Genomic DNA, 22748 nt, shown 5'->3' with positions numbered 1-22748 from the left:
TTATATTCTGGTGGTTGCGCGTCAGTTCCGCTTACTTGCAGAAGCCGTCCAGCCAGCACTGAGCGGAGTCGGCGTCGGAGATAGCCGCCTTCTCGCAAAGGGCCACCTGGGGCTTGGCAAGATCCCAAGTCTCGGTGAACAGCTTCTCGTCGTCCAGGCTACCGGGCTCGGGCTTGCCGTCATAGGGCTTGATCGAGCCTTCGGGGGTGGTCCGGATGGGGAACTTGAAGCGCTTGGTGTTGCCGTTGCGGAACTTGACGGTCCACATGATGGAGTCGGCCGAACGCATGGGGATGCAGACGCCGCCCATGGGAGCGAAGTCGGCGTAGGGCCGCGCCTCGATGGCGCCCTGCGGGCAGATCTTCACGCAGGAGTAGCACTCCCAGCAAGCCTCGGGCTCCTGGTTGTAGGCCCGCATTTCGGCCGGATCGAGGATCATCAGGTCGTTGGGGCAAATGTACATGCAGGCGGTCTTCTCGCCGCCCTTGCACCCGTCACATTTGCTGGGATCGACAAAGGTAGGCATACCACGTCCTCCACGCTGGTTTGAATGTTGAAATGCTTAAATTTCCCACACCACAAAACGATAAACGCCACCCGGCCCCGAAGGGAAAAAAGACGCCCGGCCAGACGGAAATACGTCGATGGCCGGGCGTCAAGTCATACCGGATCAGGCGCGGACACGGCGAACGCTGAAAAGGCGCGCAAGCGAAGGCTTCTACAACCCCATACGCAACTTTTCCGCCCCACCGTAAACCTCCTGTTGGCAAACCGCCGGTCCAGCGGCTTGTGAGGAATGTAACGAGACCACCGGTCATCGTCAAGCTGAAAGTGAAATTTGTTACAATATGCCAAAACTAATGAAATAATTATGAAAATCGCGGCCGCAGTTCGCCACGGATTCGGCTGGAGAAAGCGCCCCAACCTCTTACCACCCTGCCCCATCGGTGGCAAGTGGTTCCTTGGAACAAGGTCATTCCTCCTTGCCTTCCCGGGGCTTTGAAGCCATAAGGAGCCTTGTGAACGTTCCAGACACACCCGGCCCCCACAGCGAAGCGCACGTCGAGGCGCTCCTCAAGGCCGCGGTGGACGCCATCGTCATCATGGGCCAGGACCAGCGCATCCAGGCTTTCTCCAAGGCTGCCGAAAAACTTTTCGGCTACTCCCAGGGCGAGGTGCTGGGCGCAAACGTCACCATCCTCATGCCCGAGCCCTTCCGGTCGGCCCACGACGGCTACGTGGTCCGCTACCTTCATACCGGCGAGAAGCGCATCATCGGCCAGGGACGTGAAATCCTGGCTCAGCGCAAGGACGGGAGCACCTTCCCGGCCTACCTCTCGGTGGGCGAAGGCTCCTCCGAGGGCGAGACCTTTTTCGTGGGCATCCTGCACGACCTCTCCCGTGAGAAGGACACCTTCCGGCGAGTGCGCGAACTGGCCGCCATCGTGGATTCCACCGGCGACGCCGTGATCGGCCAGACCTTGGACGGGATCGTCACCTATTGGAACAAGGGCGCGCAGGAGCTCTACGGCTACTCCGCCGGCGAGACCATCGGCCGCGACATCGCCGAGCTGACCGTGCCCGAGGAAAAGCTGGACGAGTTCCGCGAGATCAACGCCCGCATCGGCGGCGGCGAAGGGGTGGTCCGGGTGGAAACCGTGCGCCGGGACAAGTCCGGCAAGCGCCTCGTCGTCTCCCTGACCGTCTCCCCCATCCTGGATGCCGGGGCCAAAGTGACGGGGGCTTCGGTCATCGCCCGCGACATCACGTCCCGCCGCCAGGCCGAGAAGGCCCAGGCCGAGGCCCGCCGCGCCGCCGAGGAGTCCAACCGGGTCAAATCCGACTTTCTGAGCATCGTCTCCCACGAACTGCGCACGCCGCTCACCATCATCCTGGGCAACATCTCCCTTTTGACCGACCACCAGAACATGCCCGCCCCCTCCGAGGCCGCAGAGATCGCCCAGGACATCGAGGACAGCGCCAACCAACTGCTGGCGCTCATCAACGACCTCCTGGACATCTCGGACATGGAAGCCGGACAGGCCCGGCTGCGCCTGACTCCGGTGCAGGCTGAGGAACTCATGCTGGAGGTGGCCCAGGCCGCCGAGATCATGGCCGCGCACAAGGGGCTCGAGGTGGTCTGCCGATTCGAGCCCGTGGAGGTCATGGCCGACCCCCTGCGGCTCAAGCAGGCCCTGGTCAACCTGGTGGAGAACGCGGTCAAGTTCACCGCCTCGGGAACCATCACCCTCTCCGTGGAGAGCACCGGGGCCAAGGTCCTGTTCCAGGTGAGCGACACGGGGCCGGGCATCCCGGACGAAAACGTCGGGCGCATCTTCGACGCCTTCCACCAGGGCGACAGCTCCAGCACCCGCGCGGCCCCAGGCACGGGACTGGGCCTGACCATCGTCAAGCGTGTTGTGGAACTCCATGGAGGCGCGGTCAACGTCGAGAGCGAACCGGGCGTGGGCAGCACCTTCACCATCGCCCTGCCCCTCGGGCAGACAGCGGCGGCGGAAGGCTCCTCCAGTCCGGCCTGACGGTTTCCCGCCTTGCCGAAAACACGCAACGCGCCGCAACCGCATTGGCGCGCGCCCTTCTTCGAATTGAATCTGCACGTTACCCGCTTGTAATACTCCGCCGCTTCACTTTGTATGCGGCTTGTGCGACTGTAGCGCGCAGCATCGCAATCCGTTTACGCGCAAGGTTGTACTTCCAATGCCCGACGCCCCGTCTTCACCGCCAGCGCAGGCAGGCCGCGCTGTCTTGACCGCCCTCGCGCTGGCAGGGGGGCTGGCCGTTGTCGCAGCGGGGCTGCACCTCACCCTGGAGCACCAGAAGGGGCTGGGCTGGCTGCTGACGGTGCTGCTGTACGGACTGAGCCTCATGGAACCCCGCCGGGGAATCGTCTTCCGGGTCTTCTTCATGGCCTTGGGCGCGTTCATCTCATTGCGTTACGTTATCTTTCGCACCACCGAGACGGTGTTCTTCACCGGCCCCGTGGATTTCATCTTCATGATGCTGCTCTATCTCTCGGAGATGTACGGCGTCACGATCCATTTCCTGGGGATGTTCGTCAACGTCTGGCGGATCAAGCGCGACCCAGCCCCGCTGCCCAAGGACTCCTCCCTCTGGCCCACGGTGGACATCTTCATCCCCACCTACAACGAGCCCGACGACGTGGTGTTCCTCACGGCTTCGGCCTGCGCGCTGCTGGACTATCCCAAGGAAAAACTGCGCGTCTACATCCTGGACGACGGCGGCACCCTGGCCAAGCAGAACAACCCCGATCCGGAAAAAGCCTGGGAGGCGCGCGACCGCTCGCTGCGCATCAAGCAGATGTGCCAGGACCTGGGCATCGGTTATCTGACCCGCAACTACAACCAGAAGGCCAAGGCCGGAAACATAAACTCCGCCATCATGGGCCGCTCCTTCGACCAGGTCGAGACGGACGAGGACGGCCACGCCCGGCCCGGCCGTGACGGGGCGCTTGCGACCACTGGCGAGCTGATCCTCATCTTGGACTGCGACCATGTCCCCACCCGGGACATCCTGAAAAACACCGTGGGCTTCTTCATCAAGGACCCCAAGCTCTTCCTGGTGCAGACCCCGCACTATTTCCTGAACCCAACGCCCATCGAGAAGAACCTCCAGACCACCCAGGACTCCCCCGGTGAGAACGAAATGTTCTACGGCGCCGTGCAGTTGGGCCTGGACTTCTGGAACTCCTCGTTCTTCTGCGGCTCCGCCGCCGTGCTGCGCCGCGAAATCCTGGAGGCCCAGGGCGGCATCGAGGGCGAGACCATCACCGAGGACGCCGAGACCGCGCTCGGCCTGCACGCCAAGGGCTACAACTCCGTCTACCTCAACAAGCCCATGATCTCCGGCCTTTCGCCCGAGACCTTCGCCGACTTCATCCTGCAGCGCTCCCGCTGGGCCCAGGGCATGACCCAGATATTTTTGCTCAAGAACCCGCTTCTGCAGAAGGGACTCGCCCTAAAGCAAAAGCTCTGCTACTTCAACTCCTGCTTCTTCTGGTTTTTCGGGATAGCCCGGTTCTTCTTCTTCATCTCCCCGTTCCTTTACCTGTGCATGGGCATCCGCCTCTACAACGCGTCCTGGAGCCAGATATTGGCCTACGCCATGCCCCACCTGCTGGCCAGCTACATCATCTCCAACAACCTCTTCGGACAGGTGCGCCATCCGTTCTTCTCGGAACTCTTCGAGACCATACAGAGTTTCTACCTCCTCCCGGCCATCTTCGCCGTGGTCGCGAACCCCAGAAAACCCAGCTTCAAGGTCACCCCCAAGGGAGTGGCCCTGGAGCGCGACTTCTTGAGCCACCTGTCCGCGCCGTTCTACTTCATGCTGTTGATCTGCCTGTTCTCGTTTTTTTTCGGCGTCTACCGCTGGACGGCCTACCCCATGGAACGAGACGCCATCATCGTCACCGGGACCTGGAACACCTTCAACCTGATGATGCTCATGCTCTGTCTGGGCGTGGTCTGGGAAAAACGCCAGATCAGGCGCTTCCACCGCTTCAAGGCCAAGGGGCTGATCATGCTGGGCGAGCCCGACTCGGCCGAATGGCAGCCCACGGCGCTCTTCGACCTGTCGCTGCTGGGCATGGGCATGCTCGTCCCCTCGCCAGCGCCCTACAAGCCCGGGGAGAAGATCACCGCCCGGGCCACGGACTCCTACGGCAACGCCTACACCTTCCGCCTGCGCGTGGAACGCGTCTTCCCCCATGGGAACATGCACTACATCGGCACCCAGTTCATCATCCCCGACGACAAGGCCATGGCCGACGTGGTGGGCTTCGTGCACGGCGACTCCGCCCGGTTCGAGCACTTCGCCCGCAGCATCTACAACAAGCGCATCGGCCTTCTGACCGGCTTCTACTACCTTATTTCCAAGAGCCTTTCCGGCACCGTGCAGAACGTCCAGGGCATCTGGTCGGTGATGAAGCGCATGGCGGTCGACCTCGCCGTGCGACTCTTCCGAGCGTCCAGGCCCGTACCTTCAAGGAGATTCCGATGATCCGCGCAGCGCTTCTCGTCCTGGCAATCCTTATGGCAACCGGCACGGCCCAGGCTGCTCCGCAGGGGAAGGCCGCCGGGCAATCACCCGATCCGGCCGAGGCGGCGAACCAGCTGCTCAAGCCCCAGCGCAATCCGGACGGCACCTACACGGTCAAGATGCTCCTCTCGAGCCTGACCCCGGCCAAGAACCACACCCTGCGCGGAACCTCGGCCGCATTCTCCTTCAGCCTTCCCGTTCCCGAGCGCTGGGACGTGAAGAGCGCGTCCATCAGTTTCGGCTACGTCAACTCCTCCTCGCTCGTCGCCAGGCTCTCGCGCCTGAGCTTCCTGGTGGGGGGGCGCGTCCTGGGACAGATCGAGCTGCGTCCTGAATCGCCAAAGGGCAAGGTGGAGATACCCATCCCGGGGAACCTGCTCGCTCCCGGCTACAACGAGTGCGTCTTCCGCGTGGCGCAGAGCTATACCGAAGAGTACTGCGAATCCCCCCAGCACCAGTCCCTGTGGACCAACCTGGAGCTGGAGACGGCCACGGTTGAGATCACCTACGCCATGAAGCCCGTGCCCGCCCGCCTTTCGGCCGTCTCGGACTTCCTGTTCGACTCGCGCGCCTTCCTGGGATCGGACGTGAACATCGTTCTGCCGGAATTTTCCGAAAAGTCGGTGAAACTTGCCGCCATGGCCGCCTCGGGCGTGGCCTTGCGCATGGACTACCAGGCCGCCAGGACCACCGTTTCCAACGAGCTCAAGCTAGGGCGCGACAACATCGTCATCGGGGACGCCGCCTTCGCCCAACGCCTTCTGGGCTCGCGTGCCCCGAAGATCGGCGAATCCACCATGGCCCTGCTGCCGGGAGCGGGTCCGTCCGGTCCCGATCCCCAGACGGCCGTGGTGGTGCTCTCCGGCTCGCCCGAGGGTGTGGAGAAGGCGGTGAGGGCCTTCAGCTATCTCTCCTTCCCCTTCCCGGACGCCCCCGAAGCCGACCTGTCGCAAGTGACCGACCCCGAGCCCGAAATGCTCGAAGCGGCCAAAAACATCAGCCGCGACAAGGAATACACCCTGCGCTCCATGGGCTACTTCACCAAGACCGTTCGAGGTCAGCCCATCGACCTCTCCTACACCTTCCCCTCGGGCCTGGACCTGAACCCCAACAGCTACGTCACCCTGTCGCTGCACGTGGCCTACGCGCCGGGCATGCGCGAGGACTCCGTGCTCATGGTGTACATCAACGGCGTCTTCGTTGGCGGCGTGCACTTCGAGGACGTCAAGGGCGGCACCTTCCTGGACTACCGCATCAACCTGCCCCTGTACGCCATGAAGAAGGGCACCAACACCATCACCCTCACCCCGGTGCTCAACCCCCTCAAGACCAGACTTTGCGAGTCCTATCAGTCCGACAACCTGGCCATGACCCTCTATGACGACTCCACCCTCACCTTCCCGGACATCCCCCTGTGGGTGAAGCTCCCCGACCTGACCCTCTTCTACCAGGACGTGTTCCCCTACGCCCAGTGGCCCGACATGCGCGGCGCAACCCTTCTCCTGGGCGACAAGGAGCAGGAGACAGTCAACGCCGCCGTGAACCTGGCCGCCCAGGCAGCCCAGCGCACCGGGCTGCCGCCGCTCAAGCTCGATGTCAGCTTCGGCCCCGCCGCGTCCGGCAACGTCATCGCCGTGGGTGGCGTGGACTCCCTGCCCAAGGAGCTGGTCTCGGCCGCGCCCTTCTCGCTCCTGCCCCAGGGCAAACGCCCCTACCCCCAGATGCAAAGGCCCAAGGCCCAGGACGAAGAAGCCGCGGCCCACAAGGCCCCGCTGTGGTCCAAGTTCCTGCCCTTCCTCTGGGAGCGCGGTCGCAAAAGCTCGGACGTGACCCAGTACATATGGGCCGACGTGCGCTCCGGAGCCGCGCTCTCGCCCGGCAAAGGCTTCGTGACCCAGTTCAAGGCACCGGCCACGGCGGCCGATACCGTCACCCTGTTCACCGCCGCCACCGCCAAGGATGTGGACCGGCTGGCCGCCCGCCTCTGGGAACCGGCCGTGCGCTCCATGATCGCCGGGGATGTGGCCGTGGTGGACCTGGACTCCGCGAGGCCCAAGGCCGCGTCCCTGGAAGTCGGCGAGAAGTACTACATGGGCAAGATCGGCGCCGTACCCAAGCTGACCATCCTGGTGAACACCTACCCCTGGACGTCGCTGTCCGTGGTCATGGTCCTCCTGCTGGTGTTCGCCTGGGCCGCCTGGCGCATGCTCAAGGTTGTCCGGGCCAAGAGACAGTAGGCCGGGCATGGACAAGGTCCGTCTTATGGCCGTTGCGCCGGGAGCGGCGACCGATTGCGCCGCTCCGGCGCTGGCCGGGACAAAGCCGCGGTCGCGCCCCATTTTCCGGTCGGTCGCCGTGGCAGCCATTCTGGCCCTGCCGGTAGCGGCCTCGGCCTTTGAGCCGGTCCGGGAACCCCTGCCCGGCAGCGTCGTCCGCGAAAGCCAGGACACCGGCGGCCAGTCCCGGGCCGGACAGCTCGACGCTACGGTCTCTCGCGAAAGCGGCGGAACCGACATCACGCAGCCTTCGCCCTCCGTCTCGCCCTACCGACTGCCCCAAAAAAAGCCGGGCAAGGCCCCCGGCGAACTGGACGCCCTCAATACAGGCTGGGAACAGCTCAGCGCCGGAGACCCCCAGGCGGCGCTCGAATCCTTCGAGACGGCCGCTACATCCAAGGATACCCTGCTCGCCCGGGAAGCCTCCCTGGGCGCGGGCTACGCCCTGTGGCGGCTCGGGCGCGAATCCCAGGCCGAAGGGATTTTCAAGGCGTTGGTGGACCAGGATTTCCGCCTGCCGGAAGTGCTACCGAATCTGCTCTTCCTGCTGCGCAAGCGTGGCGGCGCGAAGGCCGTCGAGCCCTACCTGAAGTACCTTCCTGAAGACGAGCGGGATATCTGGCGTAAATAGCGGGGGAAAGGAAGAGGCCGGACGAACGAAGGCCGTCAAGCATACGCCACCCAGCCGCGAAACGCGAACGCCGCGTAGAACAGGCTGGCGTCCGAGAATCCTGCGTCGCGCAGCAGCGATTCATCCTGCTCCGGCGTGAACAGTGGCAAATGCGCATCCATCGCCGCACGCGCCTGTTCGGCCTTGCCACGCTCAACTCCCGAATCGCAAAGGAATGCGGCGTACCGCGACAGCCAGAGCGCGCGCTCGGCTTCATCCTGTTGCGGAAAGCTGAGGTGGGCGACGACAAGAGGCGCGCCAGGCCTGAGGCGGCGGCGCATTTCAGCCAGCGTCCGCCGACGCTCGTCCGCCGGGATGAAGTGCAGCGTCAAAAGGCACGCCGCCGCATCGAACGGTCCCACGGGCGCATCGTCGACATACCCCTTGTGCAGCCTGGCGCGCGAGGCGCGCAGCCCCAGGGTCCGTTCAGCCAGGGCGAGCATCTCGGCGGACGGGTCCACGCCATCGAATGTCCATCCGGGATGAGCATCCGCGAACACCTTCATTTCCAACCCGCCGCCCGCTCCAAGCACCAGCACGCGCGCATCTTCCCCAACCCGCTCCGCGATCAAAAGCGAAGCCATGCGTTGCATGTCGCAAAACCCGGGCACGGCTCGCACAGGACCTTCAACGTAACGGGCCACGGCTTGTGGGTTTGAGAAATGCTCGCCCAATCTGTTCATGACGCCGCTCCAAACTGAGCGGGTTTCTCCGAGGGCGCGAGGATCGCCAGCTTCGCGGCGCCGCGGCTAAAGGTCATATCGTCAGGGCGCACGCCTTTCCCCCAAGTCATGATCCCTGCCACGCCGGTCGAGGCGGTCTTGAAGGTCCGCGCGGAGCGCCGCGAGCGTCACTTCGCCAAAACGAGACAACAGCAACGCTTCCGCGTCGCTGAATGCTTGATCGAGGGCGGCATTGACGCTCTGTTCGATGAGGCAGCCAGGCGTCTGCACCCGGTTGCCCATGGCCAGAAGCGAAGGGCTTCCGAGCGCGCGGTAAATATCGAGCAGCGACACTTCGGACAGATCGCGACCCAGCGTCCATCCGCCGCCATGTCCTTTTTCCGACAGGACATACCCCTGGTTACGAAGGCCGGCCAGGGTACGCCGAATCACCACGGGATTGGTGCCGAGCTCCTTGGCAAGCGCCTCTGAGGTCGCAGGGCCGTCAAGCCCTGCCATGTGCAGCAAAACATGGAGCATGCCCGACAACCGGCTATCGCGTTTCATGTAACATGAACTATTACATGACCTGTCTGGCGTCAAGGCGATGCGGCCCGGTTTCGATCATTGTCCATGCCCGCTTGAAACAAAAAAAGAGCGGCCCAAGGGCCGCTCTTCTGCTTGCATGCGTCTTCGGATCTAGGATTTGCCTTCGCTGGCGCCCTGTTCGGGGCCGCCCATAGCGGCCGGTCCGATGATGTCCTTGTTGACGATCTTGATGGGCATCTTCTCCAGCAGGTACTGCATGTAGGAGCGCAGCAGCTGCTCCTGCTGGAAGGGCACGGCCTGGGACATGATCTTGGTTCGGTCGCGCTGCCATTCGGCATCGGTGGGGAACTGGCGTTCCTTGAGCTTGGCCACCACGAATCCGCTGACCACGGCGTACGAGCCCTGCAGCCAACCGGGCTCCTTGGCCGAGAAGGCGGCCTCGGACAGGGCCTGGGCCTGGCCCAGCTCCTGGATGGCGCCCTGGCGGCCGAACGGCGCGGAGGTCTTGAACTTGTCCTTGTAGTCCTGCTCCACCTTGGCCTGGCCCTCGGGGGTGGCGAGCATGGCCGCCACTTCCTTGGACTTGGCCTCGGCCAGCTTCAGGGACTCGTCGGCCAGGATGTCGGCGCTGACCGTCTTGGACACCTCCTCAAGGGAGGGGATGTACTCGGGCTTCACGTCCACCACCTTGGCCAGAACGAAGCCCTCGCCCGAGGCCATGGCCTGGGGCACGGCCTTGCCGGGCTGCTGGGAGAAGATGAGCGAAAGGGACTCGGGGGTCAGGTTCAGGTCCAGCGGCGGGCGCTGGCGGCTGAAGTACTCGGAGGCCTTGGAGGAAAGCCCCTTGGACTGGGCCAGCTTGGCGATGTCCGCGCCGCCGATGAGTTCCTCGAGCATGCCGTCCACGGTCTTGCCCAGGGTCTCGGCGGCCTTGTCCTCGGCCATGTCGCGCTTGATGTCTTCCTTGGCCTCGTCGAAGGGAGTGACGCCCTCGGGCTTTTTGTCCACCACCTGGATGACGTGCAGGCCGTACTGGGTGCGGACCGTGCCTGAAACCTCGCCCTTCTTGAGCGAGAAGGCGGCCTGCTCGAACTCGGGCACCATGGTGCCCTTGGCGAACCAACCCAGGTCGCCGCCGGTGACGGCGGGCTGGCCCGGAGCGGCGATCACCTTGTCCAGGGCCTCGCCCTTACGCAGACGCGCGGACAGGTCGGCCAGTCGCTTCTCGGCCGCCTTGACGTCCTCGTCCTTGGCGTCCTGGGCCAGGAGCACCAGCAGGTGATTGGCCTTCACCATGTCCGGATGCTTGAACTTGTCCGGATTGGCGTCGTAGTAGGTCTTGGCCTCCTGATCGCTGACCTGCTTGGGGTCGGCCAGGGAGGCGGGGGTGATCTCGAGATACTCGATCTTGGCCTGGGCCGGGCGCTTGTACTTCTCCTTGGAGGACTCGTAGACCTCCTTCACCTTGTCGTCCGCGACGTTCACCTGGGAGGCGAACTCGCGGGCAGGGAAGGAGAGGTAGTCCACCACGGCCTTCTCCTGGGAGAAGTTGTAGATGGAGCGCACCTCCGGCGCGGTGACGTACACCGGCAGGATGGAGTAGAGCACCATCTTCTCGTAGAGCAGGTCGCGCTTCTGGTCGCTCTCGAAGCTTTCGGGGTTTAAGCCCACGGACTTGAGCTTTTCCTTGTACAGATCGTAGTCGAACTTGCCCTGGTCGTTCTGGAAGGCGGGCACGCGGGCGATCTCGGCCTGCAGCTCGGCCTGCGACACGGCCACGCCCAGCTTCTCGGCCTGGTCGAAGATGAGCACGCGGCCGGCCATCTGCATGAGCACCTGGCTCTTGAAGCCGAAGCGCTCCAGGTCCTCCTTGGTGAGGGAGGGGTTCTGGGCCTGGGCCTGCCTGAGCGCGCCTTCGTATTCGCTCATGAAATCCTTCACCAGGATGGGCTTCTCGCCCACGTAGGCCAGCACGCCGCCGGCTCCGCGCTGATCCCGGAAGGAATAGATGCCGAAGAACACGAACACGGCGATGATGATGCCGAAAATGGCTTTGATGACCCAGGACTGGGAATGCTGCCGGAGGATATCCAACATGTTACGGGGCTCCTTGGGGAACTTGGGCTCAAGCCTCGCCGAAAAACGGCGGCCGCGGGCTCGCGCCAGCGGCCGCCGGGTGCGGTAGACGTGAGTGTCTAGCGATTGCCCACGGCGTTGAGCAGACCGCCGGCCAAAATAATGTCCAGCTCCTTCGCGGTCAAATCATTTGTGAGTTTGACCTTGGTCTTGCCGTTCACAACGGCCTCGACGGGCTTGCCGGGCTTCATCTTGGCCACGGGGATGGCGATCTCGCCGCCCTGGGCCAGCACATCGTAATCGGCCTTGTCTACGAACATCAGCGGCAGGATGCCGAAGTTCACCAGGTTGGCCCGGTGGATGCGCGCCAGGCTCTTCACGATCACCGCCGTGACGCCCAGGTGCCGGGGGCCAAGCGCCGCGTGCTCGCGCGAGGAGCCCTGGCCGTAGTTCTCGCCGCCCACGATGACGCCGCCGCCCATCTCCTTGATCCGGGAAACGAACTCCTTGTCCACGTTGGTGAACAGGTATTCCGAGATGGCCGGAATGTTGGAGCGCAGGCTCATGATGTGGGTGCCGCCGGGCAGGATGTGGTCGGTGGTGATGTCGTCGCCCACCTTGAGGGCCACCTTGGAGGTGACGGTCTCGGGGGTCTTGCCGAAGCGCGACAGGGGCGCGATGTTGGGTCCGCGCCGGATCTCCACCTTGGAGCCGTCCTCGGGCGGGAATACGAACAGATGGCGGATGGAGGGCACCTTCTTGGGCATCACAACCTTGGCCGGGGGAGTGCCCCAGGTGGCCGGGTCGGTGAACGCGCCGTTCAGCGCCGCCATGGCCGCAGTCTGGGGGCTGACCAGATACACCTTGGCGTCCCGGGTGCCGCTGCGGCCCTCGAAGTTGCGGTTGAAGGTGCGCGCGGACACGCCGCCGGAAACGGGCGAGCCGCCGTAGCCCAGGCAGGGGCCGCAGGTGCACTCGAGAATGCGCGCGCCCGCGTCCAGGTAGATCTGGAGCAGGTTCTCGTCGGCCAGCATCTTGAGCACCTGCTTGGAGCCGGGCGAGATGAACAGGTCGGTCTCGGGCTTCACCCGCTTGTCCTTGAGCATGAGCGCCACGGTCTTCAGGTCCGAGTAGGACGAGTTGGTGCAGGAGCCGATGGCGGACTGGTCCACCTTGAGACCGGCCAGGCTCTTGATGGTGGCCATGCGGTCGGGCATGTGGGGCTGGGCGGCCAGGGGCTCGAGCTTCCCGAGGTCGATGACGATCTCTTCGTCGTAGGCGGCCGAGGGATCGGCCTTCAGGGGCGCGTAGTCCTCGGGGCGGCCCATGGCGGCCAGGAACTTCTTGGTGACGGCGTCCGAGGGGAAGAGCGAGCCGGTGGCGCCGAGTTCCGCGCCCATGTTGGTGATGGTGGCGCGCTCGGGCACGGACAGGGTGGCCACGCCCGGTCCGGCGTACTCGAACACCTTGCCCACGCCGCCCTTGACGGTGAGCATGCCGAGCAGGTGCAGGATGATGTCCTTGGCGGTGGCCCAGCCGGTCAGCTCACCCTCGAGCTGCACCTTGACCACCTTGGGCATGGTGATGAAATAGGGCTCGCCCGCCATGGCCAGGGCCACGGAAAGCCCGCCCGCGCCCATGGAGAGGCTGCCCACTCCGCCCGCGGTGGGGGTGTGGGAGTCGGAGCCGATGAGCGTCTTGCCGGGCTTGGCGAAGTTCTCCAGGTGCAGCTGGTGGCAGATGCCGGTGCCCGGAGGGGAGAACACCGCGCCGTACTTGGCGGCGACGGTGCGCAGGAACTGGTGGTCGTCGGGATTGCGGAACCCCTGCTGCATGGTGTTGTGGTCCACGTAGCTCACGGACAGCTCGGTCTTGACCCGGGGCACGCCGATAGCCTCGAACTGCAGCCAGGCCATGGTGCCGGTGGCGTCCTGGGTGAGGGTCTGGTCGATTCTGAGCCCGATCTCGGAGCCGGGTTTCATTTTTCCGCTCACCAGGTGGGCGGCGATGATCTTCTGAGTGATGTTCTTGCCCATGGTCGTCCTCGCGTAATTCGTGAAAGTTGGGCCATGTGCCCCGGCTTTGCGAAAGATGTCAAGTTCGCAGAGCTGAACGCATCCGACCAGCGCTACATCCCGAACCGCATCCTGTTGATCCTGTTCTTGCGGTACTGGATCTCGAAATCCAGGCGCAGCTTCTCCTGCTGGGCGGCGTGGATCTCCGTGTTGCGGAACACTCCGGCGGCCGGGTCCTCTTCGGCGCGCAGGGCCTTGATGGAGGCCAGGCAGGCGTCGCGCTCCTTTTCGAACTGAGCGATTTCGGCCTCGACGGCGGCGATCTCTTCTTTCATGCGTACCCCTCGAATTATAAACGAAAAAGGGAGGCGCCATGCGGCGCCTCCCCGGATTCGGCGTGAGCCGAAATCAACTACTTCTTCTGGGCGGTGTGGTCGCCGGAAGCAGCGCGCTGCATCTTGACCTCGACCTTCTCGGTCAGGCCTTCGTAGTAGGCGCGCAGGATCACCAGGCACTCGTCGCGGCCGAAGTGATCGGGCACGGCTTCGCCGTCGGACAGCATCTTGCGCAGCTTGGTGCCGGACAGGATGACGCGGTCTTCCTTGGTGTGCGGGCAGGTGCGCAGGGAGGCCATGCCGTCGCACTTGAAGCAGTAGAAGGTCCAGTCGATGTTCATGTTCTGGCAGAGCAGGGCCTTGCCAGGCTCGACGGCGCAAGCGGCCTCGGCGGTCGCGTAGGGGATGCGCTTGAAGATCTCCTGGGCCTCGAACATGCCGTAGAAGTCGCCCACGCCGGCGTGGTCACGACCGATGATCATGTTGTTGATGCCGTAGTTCTGGCGGAAGGTGGCGTGCAGCAGGCCTTCGCGGGGACCGGCGTAACGCATGTCCAGGGGGTAGCCGGCCTGGATGACGTGGTCCTTCACGAAGTAGTGCTCGACCAGGGTGTCGATGGCCTTCACGCGCACTTCGGCCGGGATGTCGCCGGGCTTCAGGTTGCCGATCAGGGAGTGGATGACCACGCCGTCGCACACTTCAACGGCGATCTTGGCCAGGAACTCGTGCGAGCGGTGCATGGGGTTGCGCAGCTGCAGAGCGGCGACCTTCTGCCAGCCCTTCTTGTCCATCTCGGCGCGCAGGTCGGCGGGACGCTTGTACACGCCCTTGTACTTCACGGGGTAGTCGCCCTCGGAGAGGACCTTCACGTTACCGGCCAGGCAGACGGGCTTCTGGCTCATGACCATCTGGACACCGGGGTGGTCCTTCAGGGCGGTCTCCCAGAACACGTCGTCGGCGGAGTCGGGGCCGGCGCCCTTGAACACCTGGTAGCACTCCCACTTCTTCTCTTCTTCGGTGAGGGTGTACTTCTCGGTGACGGTGATGATGGCCATCATCTCGCCCTTGGCGGACTCGAGGGCCACTTCCTGACCGACGTTGATGCCGGCGGCGTCTTCAGCGGAAACGGAGAGGGTAACGGGAACGGGCCAGAAGGTGCCGTCGGTGAGGGTCATCTTCTCGCACACGGACTTCCAGTCGGCCTTGTTCATGAAGTAGGTGATCGGCGAGAAGCCGCCGGTGCCCATCATGATCAGGTCGCCCTTTTCGCGGGGGGAGATAACGACTTTCTTCAGCGTGGCGGCCTTCTTGAGGGCCTCTTCGCGCTCGGCGCCTTCCAGCAGACAGATAGTGAGGCCTTTGCCACCATGCGGGGGAACCAGTCTGGACATGTTCGTTTCCTCTCCTTTACGGATAGTGTTGTTTCAGATGCTGCCGCCCAGGCCGCAGACGCGGCCACCCGTGCGCCCTACACCCGGACGGGATTCGGAACGCCCTATGATAAAAAATTCACGTGGGATGTTTTATTGTGAAAAAAATGACTCCTTGTCAAGCCATTCCGCCCCGGCTTGACGGACTCGTTCCCCCCATGCATCCTGCCAACAGGCAACAGCAGGAGGAGGGCCGCACATGCTTCTCGACGTAAGCACCGAAGACGGCGTGACCATAGCGCGAATCAACGCCCCCCGCATCGAGGCCCGCATCGCGGACCAGCTGGCCGACGACCTCATCGAGGCCTTCAGGCCCACCCGCGCGGCGATCATCGACTTCTCCCAGGTGGGCTTCATCGACTCCGTGGGCATGAAGGCCCTCATGACCGTGCTGCTGCACTGCCGCAAAAGCGAGGGTTTCTGCGTGCTGCACGGCGTCTCCGAGGACATCATGAGCGTCTTCGTCATCACCCGCCTGCACAAGCTCCTGCCCATCGTGCAAAACGAGGCCGAGGCCATGAAGCAGATGCGCGAGCTCATGCGGGAAAACAACGAGCGCGCCCAGAGCCTCTAGCCCCGCTACAGCAGAATTTCCTCCAGGGACTTGCGCGGCCTCGCCGCCGGGTCCTCGGCCGGGTATCCCACGGCCAGCAGCGCCACGACCCCGAGTCCTTCGGGCAGCCCCAGGCGCTCTTTCACCAGCGCCTCCTCCAGCCTGCCTATCCAGGTGGTTCCGAGCCCGAGCTCCACGGCCCGGAGCATCATGGCCGACATGGCGATGGCCAGGTTGAGCGCGGCCGCGCCCTTGAGAATCCCCGGGGGTCCTGCCTCGGAGGGCTTCAGGTACGACTGGTCCACGTCGTTGGCGAACTCGTCGGACATGAGCCCGGCCTCGCGCAGGGCGCGGAGGGTTGCCCGCGAGTCGCACAGGTAGGCCGACGTGTCCACGCAGCACACAATCACCGCGCCTGCCCTGCCCACGAAGCGCTGCCCGGCGGTGGCCGGTCCGCCGAACCACTCGATGTCCGGTTTCTCCGTGACCAGCCTGAAGCGCCAGGGCTGGGAGTTGCACCCCGACGGAGACAGCCGGGCTGCCTCGATCAGCTCCAGCAGGAGTTCCCTGGATACGGGCTCGTCCGTGTACTTGCGGATGGAGCGGCGCTTGGCGATGGCGTCCTTGACGGTCATGGGGCCTCCTTGTCGGATGTGAGGCTCAGATGTTTTTGGAGAAACTGCAAAAACTCACTTCGATCTCGTCGCCCAGGCGCACGAAGGCCATGGACGGCTTGTCCCCGGACAGGCTGCCCGGGTTGACCACCAGGGTGTCGCCGAACCGGATGTTGGTCTGGCGGTGAGTGTGGCCGAACAGGATGAGGTCGAATCCCGGCCCGAAAGCTTCGGGCAGCCGGGCGGGCAGCGAGGGTTTCTCGCCCCAGCCGTGGGTCACGCCCACGGCCTTGCCCGCCAGGTTCAAGCGGAGCATCGCCGGCAGTTCCTGGCCGATGCGCCAGTCGCAACAGTTGCCGGCCACGCCGTGAAAGTTGGGGTGGCCTAGGGCCATGTAGTCGTGCAGCGCCTTGCCGGTGGTGTCGCCGCAGTGGATGAGGGCGTCGGCCGGGAGGAGGTGCTCCTCGAAGAAGGCCTTGAACCAGTCGCTGGGGACATCCAGGTGGGTGTCGGAAATGACGGCCAGCAGCACGCCCTACTCCTTCCCGTTCTTGCGTTCCCACCAACAGGCGTCGGGGCCCAGGAACCACCAGTCGGTGTGGTCGGTGGTCATGATGGCCTTTGCCAGCTCGCGTCCCTGGGGAGTGCGCAGGCGCTCCACGGCGCAGTCCATCCACTTTCGGGCGTAGGGGTTGCCCAGGTCCAGGAGTTCCTTCAGGTTGACCATGAGGTCCAGCTGGTCTGCGTCCTGGGCGAGCCTCGCCTCCAGGCTCAGGGCCTCCTCCAGCTCGTCGTGGAGTTTCAGCACCGGCCCGGACATGCCCGTGCCCTTGAGGCCGTCGGCCAGGGCGCGGCGCGAGTCGTGGGTGTTGTAGAGCTTGGCCACGTAGTTGAAGTCCCCGGTGCGGGCCTCGTGAACGTCGTGGAACAGGCACAGGAGCACGGTTTTCCCCTCGTCAGCCCCGGCCATGCGGGCCAGGGTGTAGCCGATCATGGCCGTGCCGAAGGAGTGCTCGGCCACGTTCTCGCTCCCTGAGCCCAGGAACTGGTAGCCCGTGCGCGGCGTGCGCCTGAGCATGCTCACCTCGAAGAGGAAATCGGCCATCCGGGTGAGGCGGTCGCGGCCGGTCATGTCCACGGTGGAAATCGGATCGTCGCCCATGGTCGCATCCTGAAAAAATGTTCGCGGCCGGGGTGCGGCCGCGGCCACTCCATAAAACATCCCGCCCCGGTTGGCGAGAGGGCTTGTTGCCCCGCAGACGGGATACGTTCGCCCGGAGGCGCGGGCCCGCAGCAAGGCGGCGGGAGGGGGAGTCATCCCCGGCAGCCATATTTACCGGGCGGGCACGAAAAAGGGCTCCCCGGAAGAACCGGGGAGCCCTTTCTTTGCGCCGTGAGGCGAAAACGCTAGCCGTCGAGCTTCAGGTTCTTGCGCCCGATGGAGTAGTACAGGTTGGAGATGGCGATCTGGTAGTCGGTGAGGGCCTGGGTGAGTTGAAACTCGGCGCGCGACACCCGGGCCTGGGCGTCCAGCACGTCGGTGTTGGTGCCGACCTGGGCCTGGTAGCGGGCCACGGCCATGCGGTAGCCCTCGTTGGCGGCGGCCAGTCCGGCCTTGGCCACGGCGATGCGCTTGGCGGCGTCCTGGATGTTCAGGAACTGGGTCTTGACCTCGGCCCCCACGTCCAGACGCAGCTTGGCCAGGTCTGCCTGGAGCTTCTTCACGTTCTCGCCGGCCTGGCGGTAGGTGAAATAGGTGTTACCCCAATCCCAGGCCTTCCAGGTGAAGGTGAGCTGGAACTGGTGACGCTCGAAATAGGCGGTGGAGCTGGTGGTGCTCAGGTTCTCGCGCAGGCCCCAGGTGTCGCCCTGACGGATGTAGTCGTAATCGGCGCTCACCTGCGGCAGGGCGGGGCTCAAGGCGATGGTGGCGTCCTTCTCGGCCATCTCCACGGACTTGACCGCGATGGCGATGTCCGGGCGCTCCTTGTAGGACTCGTCCAGGGCCTGCTGCAGGGTCATCTTGAAGGGAATCTGGGAGAGCTCGCCCAGGTAGTCCACGCCCTGGTCCAGGGGGATGTTCAGCAGCGAGTTGAGCTGGGCCAGCTGGATGTCCACGGAGTTCTGAGCGGCGAGCAGGGCCTGCTCGGCGCTAGCCAGGTCGGACTCGGCCTGGAGCACGTCCAGGCGGGGGCGCAGGCCCACGTCGTAGAAGGCGCGCGTCACCTTGAGCTGGGAAGCGAGCCGGGCCACGGCGTCCTTGTTGGACTTCACGTCCGAGCGGGCCTTGAGAAGCGTCAGGAAGGCGGTCTGCACCGAACGCACCAGGGTCAGCTCGGTGCGGCGGTAGAGGGCGTCGGCCTGGTCCTTGGCCAGCTTGGACTTCTGGTACGACGAGAGCAGCCTGAAACCGGTGAACAGGGGCTGGCTGACGTTCAGGTCCAGTGTGGCGAAAAACGACGGATCGAACCAGCGCTTGGTGATCCCGGTGACGGTGGTGCCGTTGATGGTCTGAGTCACCGTGGTGGGGAACTTCGAGGTGCTCGTCGTGCCCTGGTAGGAGGCAGTGCCGGTGGGCGCGAAGGCCGCCGTGGCCGCGTAGACGCCGGACTGGGCGCCGTAGATCTGCTGCTTGGCCGACTGCATCTGGGGGTTGGCGTCCAGGGCGCGCTGGACGGACTTGCCCAGGTCCATGTTGGAGCCCTGCTGGTCCTGGCCGGAGCCCTGCGGGGCCTGGGCCTGCTGCTGGCCCTTGGCCTGGGAGTCGGCCTGCATCTGTGCCGGAGTCTGGTCGTAGGACCTGATCTGGGCCTGGGCTTGGGCCAGGGGAGCGGCCGCGAGGCAGAGCGCGAGCGCGATGGCGCTGAAATTCATGGAATACCTCCGGAGAAACGCCCCGGCCAAGGCCGGAACTTTTCCCGATTCGGTCAGGATTGCGTTTTTACGCGCGGCAACCGTCTCAAGGGCACGGGCGGCCGCGACAAACCGGATAACGGGAACGATCCGCATACCGCGCACGGGTATAGCCAAGTTCCGTACTGTTGAAAAGGGCAAAAAAAATCAGGGGCCGAAGCCCCTGACTGTGCTGGCATGTCCTTAGGGGCCCTACACGTCGAGCAAGACCACCTCGATCTGCTTCTTGCCGAACTGCAAGGCCCGGTCCTGATCGTTCATGTAGATATCCACGCTCTTGGTTTTGCTGTTGCCCATCAGGTCGGTGATGACGAATACACCGTGGTTCTTGATGTAGACCTTCTTGCCAAAGACCCACCCCTGTTTGAACAGATCGCGGGATACGGCGATGGCCCCTTCCTTTGGTTTGGAAAGAGACGCGGTGAGCAGCTGTTGCTCCGGGACTTCCCGGAGTTCCACGGAAGTATAGGCCGTCACGGTGAGCAGCTTATTGGGAATCGGGTCGGCGATTTTGGACAAATTGGCCAAAACCACCATCCTAAGCAGGTTGGACTCGTCGCGTATCTTTTCAACCTCGACACGCATCTCGGATTGTGCATTTTCCGATGATGACAACGCTGATTCCAACCGCACTGTCTCTTGACGAAAATGATACAGCCCTAGGGCCAGACATGCCAGCAAAAGAATGTTAATGCTTTTTACCATAGTAACCTCCAACAACGCGCCATGGCTTCGATTGGTTGTCCGGCCTGGCTCCTTGAACACGGCCGGGTTTGTCATGGTAGCTCGAGTAGCAGATCAGGAGTCGGGGTGCAACCCCTAAATTTCACCGCTCCTCACGGTTGCGGGCACCGCCCAGGCGGGCTAGAAGACTGGAAAAAGGATATCCCGCATGCCCCTGAGGGACCGCCTTCTCCCCGGCTCCGAGCCGCTCTACCTCATCGACGGCACCTCCTACATATACAGGGGGTTCTACGCCTTCGGCGACCTGACCCGCTCCGACGGATTTCCCACCAACGCCCTGTACATCGTCATGCGCCTGGCCATGAAGCTCCTGCGCGAGGAGCGCCCCCGCCGGGCCGCCTTCGTGGTGGACGGAAGAGGCCCCTCCTTCAGGGCCGATATTTTCCCGGCCTACAAGGCGCAGCGCCAGAAGATGCCCGAGCCCCTGGCCCAGCAGATCGAACCCATCATCGAGGGCGTCAAGCTGCTGGGTTTCCCGGTGCTGCGCCACGAAGGCGTGGAGGCTGACGACACCATCGCCAGCCTGGCCGCCAGCAACAAGGCGCACGGGCCGGTGGTCATCGTGGGCGTGGACAAGGACCTTCGCCAATGCCTGGACCGCGGGGTGACCATGTGGGACCCCTCGGGCAAGCAGGAGCGCATCACCACCCTGGAGGACTTCCTGGCCGAGTTCCCGGCCGGGCCGGCCCACTGGCCGGACTTCCAGGCCCTGACCGGCGACGCGAGCGACAACATTCCCGGGGTTCCCGGCGTGGGACCCAAGACCGCCCTGGAAGTGGTGGCCCAGTTCCCGAGCCTGGAAGAGCTCAAGGAAGGCATCGCGGCGATCAAGCCCGCCTGGCGCAAGAAGATCGAGCCCCACATGGACGACCTCTTCACCTACCGGGAGCTGACGCGGCTCAAGCTCGACGCCGCCGAGTACGTGACCCTGGAGTCCCTGGCCGTCACCCCGGCCCCCAGGGACGAACTGGAGCGCTTCCTCAACACCTACGAGCTGCGCTCGCTTGCGCGCGAGCTGCCGCGCCCGGCCGAAGCCCCTCCCCTGCTCGCCGCCGCCTTGGAACCGCAGCGCGGCGCTTCCGCCGGGAACGGCGCTGCCTCCCGGACCGCGCAGGACGACGCGGGCGGCCAGCTCTCGCTCTTCGGCTCCGCCCCCAAGGGCGCATCCGGCAACGGCGCGGCCCAGCCCGAGGCCCCCACGCCGCTTGCGGACATCCCATCCTTAAAAAATATGGATGTCGCCCTGGTCCCGGGAGTTACGGATTTTCTGCTGGCTGCCGGCGACCACCAGTGGCTGGTGGTCGCCACTCCGGCCGAGATCGCCCCGCTTCTGGCCGTGGCCTCCCGGGTGGCCACGCCCTCGCTCAAGGATCTGCTGTCGGCGAGCGACGCCTGGCGGAGCGTTCCCCTGGAATGCTGGTTCGACCTGAGCCTGGCCGCCTACCTGCTTGGCCCCGAGGACCGCATCTACACCTGGGAGCGCCTGCTGGACGGACTCTGGGCCGACCCCACCTTCAATCCGGACGAGGCTCCCGGCGGAGCGCGCGGCCTGGCCTGCCTGGCCCTGGCCGGACGCCTGGCCTCGCGCATCGAGCAGGCCGGGCTTAGCCCGCTCATGCGCGAGCTGGAGCTGCCCCTGGTGCCGGTGCTGGTGGACATGGAAAAGGCGGGCATCCGCATCGACAAGCAGGCCTTCGCCGCCTTCGCCGACGAGGTGAACTCGAGGCTTGCCCAGATCACCGAGCAGATGCACCGCCAGGCCGAGGTGCGCTTCAACATCCGCTCCAGCCAACAGCTGGCCGACGTGCTCTACAACCGCCTGGGACTCAAGGCTCCGGCCAAGACCCCGGGCGGCGCGGCCTCCACCTCGGCCGAGGTGCTGGAACGCCTGGCCGGGCAGCATCCGCTGGTGGACTCCATCCTGGAGTTCCGCAAGCTCGAGAAGCTGCGCTCCACCTATCTGGAACCCCTGCCCGCGCTGGCCGACGAGGCGGACCGCGTCCACACCACCTTCAACCAGTTGGCCACGGCCACGGGGCGGCTCTCCTCCAGCGCCCCCAACCTCCAGAACATCCCCGCGCGGGGAGACCTCGGGAAGCGCATGCGCGCCCTCTTCACCGCCGCGCCGGGCATGGTGCTGGCTTCGGCGGACTACTCCCAGATCGAGCTGCGCGTGCTGGCCCATTTCTCCCGGGACCCGGCCCTTTTGGAGGCGTTCCGCCAGGGCGTGGACATCCACTCCCGCACGGCCGCCCTCCTCTTCGACCGGCCCCAGGAAGCCGTGACCCCCGAGCAGCGCCGCCAGGCCAAGACCATCAACTTCGGCCTGCTCTACGGCATGGGCCCCCAAAAGCTCGGGCGCGAACTGGGGCTCACCCTGAACGAGGCCAAGGATTTTATCGCCAGGTATTTTGAGCGCATGGCTACGCTCAAGGAGTATTACCAGCAGGTGGTGGACCAGGCCAAGCAGACCGGCTTCGTCACCACCCTGGCCGGACGCAGGCGGCTTCTGCCGGACATCCACTCCCGCAACAACCAGCTTGAATCCCAGGCGCGCCGCCAGGCCATCAACACCGTGGTCCAGGGCAGCGCCGCCGACATCATCAAGATGGCCATGCTGCGAACCGCCTCGGACGAAACCCTGCACTCGCTGAAAGCCAAGCTCATCCTCCAGGTGCACGACGAACTGGTGCTCGAGGCCCCGGAGAGCGCCGGGCAAGCCGCCGGAGAGCGCCTTTCGCAGCTCATGACCGGCGTGGTGTCGCTCGACGTGCCCATCGTGGCGGACATGGGCGTGGGACGCGACTGGGGCGGGGCACACTAGCCCACGGG

Annotated in this window: 18 protein-coding genes; 6 read left to right on the top strand and 12 right to left on the bottom strand. The window is 64.7% G+C overall.

The annotated features are described in order from the left end of the window. Positions 1 to 31 precede the first annotated feature (31 nt). Entirely contained in the window at positions 32 to 526 is a 495-nt protein-coding gene (gene aprB / locus ML540_RS08225) for an adenylyl-sulfate reductase subunit beta (protein ID WP_243359932.1), read from the bottom strand. A 493-nt stretch (positions 527 to 1019) separates the two neighbouring features. On the opposite strand from aprB, the gene ML540_RS08220 reads away from it, so the two are divergent. From ML540_RS08220 to ML540_RS08205, 4 genes are all read left to right on the top strand, one after another. Further along, on the top strand, positions 1020 to 2540 hold the full coding sequence (locus ML540_RS08220; protein ID WP_243359931.1) for a PAS domain S-box protein: 1521 nt from the start codon (positions 1020 to 1022) through the stop codon (positions 2538 to 2540). Between the two features lie 226 nt (positions 2541 to 2766). Beyond that, complete coding sequence (locus ML540_RS08215; protein ID WP_243359930.1) at positions 2767 to 5040, top strand: glycosyltransferase family 2 protein; 2274 nt, start codon at positions 2767 to 2769, stop codon at positions 5038 to 5040. After that, a complete protein-coding gene (locus tag ML540_RS08210; protein ID WP_243359929.1) occupies positions 5037 to 7316 on the top strand; it encodes a cellulose biosynthesis cyclic di-GMP-binding regulatory protein BcsB in 2280 nt (759 codons plus the stop codon). The genes ML540_RS08215 and ML540_RS08210 overlap by 4 nt, the downstream gene beginning before the upstream one ends. Positions 7317 to 7323: 7 nt before the next feature. Next, complete coding sequence (locus tag ML540_RS08205) at positions 7324 to 7986, top strand: tetratricopeptide repeat protein (RefSeq protein ID WP_243359927.1); 663 nt, start codon at positions 7324 to 7326, stop codon at positions 7984 to 7986. A 35-nt stretch (positions 7987 to 8021) separates the two neighbouring features. On the opposite strand, the gene ML540_RS08200 is transcribed toward ML540_RS08205, so the two are convergent. The 6 genes from ML540_RS08200 to sat form a co-directional block, all read right to left on the bottom strand. Beyond that, positions 8022 to 8708, bottom strand: a complete 687-nt coding sequence (locus ML540_RS08200; protein WP_243359925.1) for a class I SAM-dependent methyltransferase — start codon at positions 8706 to 8708, stop codon at positions 8022 to 8024. 81 nt (positions 8709 to 8789) lie between these two features. Beyond that, on the bottom strand, positions 8790 to 9254 hold the full coding sequence (locus ML540_RS08195) for an Rrf2 family transcriptional regulator (RefSeq protein WP_243359923.1): 465 nt from the start codon (positions 9252 to 9254) through the stop codon (positions 8790 to 8792). Between the two features lie 132 nt (positions 9255 to 9386). Next, entirely contained in the window at positions 9387 to 11333 is a 1947-nt protein-coding gene (locus tag ML540_RS08190; protein ID WP_243359922.1) for a peptidylprolyl isomerase, read from the bottom strand. Between the two features lie 98 nt (positions 11334 to 11431). Then, complete coding sequence (locus ML540_RS08185) at positions 11432 to 13348, bottom strand: aconitate hydratase (protein ID WP_243359921.1); 1917 nt, start codon at positions 13346 to 13348, stop codon at positions 11432 to 11434. 92 nt (positions 13349 to 13440) lie between these two features. Continuing rightward, positions 13441 to 13662, bottom strand: coding sequence for a hypothetical protein (locus tag ML540_RS08180; protein WP_243359920.1), 222 nt, complete (start codon positions 13660 to 13662; stop codon positions 13441 to 13443). Between the two features lie 77 nt (positions 13663 to 13739). Beyond that, positions 13740 to 15053: a sulfate adenylyltransferase gene (sat, locus tag ML540_RS08175; RefSeq protein WP_243359919.1), complete on the bottom strand. Its 1314-nt coding sequence runs from the start codon at positions 15051 to 15053 to the stop codon at positions 13740 to 13742. A 238-nt stretch (positions 15054 to 15291) separates the two neighbouring features. Between sat and ML540_RS08170 the strand changes: the two genes are divergently transcribed. After that, positions 15292 to 15666 (top strand): STAS domain-containing protein, encoded by a 375-nt coding sequence (locus tag ML540_RS08170; protein WP_243359918.1) that lies wholly within the window; start codon positions 15292 to 15294, stop codon positions 15664 to 15666. 5 nt (positions 15667 to 15671) lie between these two features. On the opposite strand, the gene ML540_RS08165 is transcribed toward ML540_RS08170, so the two are convergent. From ML540_RS08165 to ML540_RS08145, 5 genes are all read right to left on the bottom strand, one after another. Further along, entirely contained in the window at positions 15672 to 16280 is a 609-nt protein-coding gene (locus tag ML540_RS08165) for a nitroreductase family protein (protein ID WP_243359917.1), read from the bottom strand. A gap of 25 nt (positions 16281 to 16305) precedes the next feature. Next, a complete protein-coding gene (locus ML540_RS08160) occupies positions 16306 to 16791 on the bottom strand; it encodes a metallophosphoesterase family protein (protein ID WP_243359914.1) in 486 nt (161 codons plus the stop codon). A gap of 3 nt (positions 16792 to 16794) precedes the next feature. Continuing rightward, complete coding sequence (locus ML540_RS08155; RefSeq protein WP_243359912.1) at positions 16795 to 17421, bottom strand: HD domain-containing protein; 627 nt, start codon at positions 17419 to 17421, stop codon at positions 16795 to 16797. 245 nt (positions 17422 to 17666) lie between these two features. Then, entirely contained in the window at positions 17667 to 19133 is a 1467-nt protein-coding gene (locus tag ML540_RS08150) for a TolC family protein (RefSeq protein ID WP_243359909.1), read from the bottom strand. A 231-nt stretch (positions 19134 to 19364) separates the two neighbouring features. Beyond that, positions 19365 to 19757: a 3D domain-containing protein gene (locus tag ML540_RS08145; protein WP_243359908.1), complete on the bottom strand. Its 393-nt coding sequence runs from the start codon at positions 19755 to 19757 to the stop codon at positions 19365 to 19367. A 307-nt stretch (positions 19758 to 20064) separates the two neighbouring features. Here ML540_RS08145 and polA point away from each other — a divergent pair, with 307 nt between their 5' ends. Beyond that, positions 20065 to 22740, top strand: a complete 2676-nt coding sequence (gene polA / locus ML540_RS08140) for a DNA polymerase I (protein ID WP_243359906.1) — start codon at positions 20065 to 20067, stop codon at positions 22738 to 22740. Positions 22741 to 22748: the final 8 nt, after the last annotated feature.

Origin of the sequence: Fundidesulfovibrio terrae (assembly GCF_022808915.1) — a bacterium.
Lineage (GTDB): Bacteria > Desulfobacterota > Desulfovibrionia > Desulfovibrionales > Desulfovibrionaceae > Fundidesulfovibrio > Fundidesulfovibrio terrae.
This window is presented reverse-complemented; position numbering and strand designations above follow the sequence as displayed.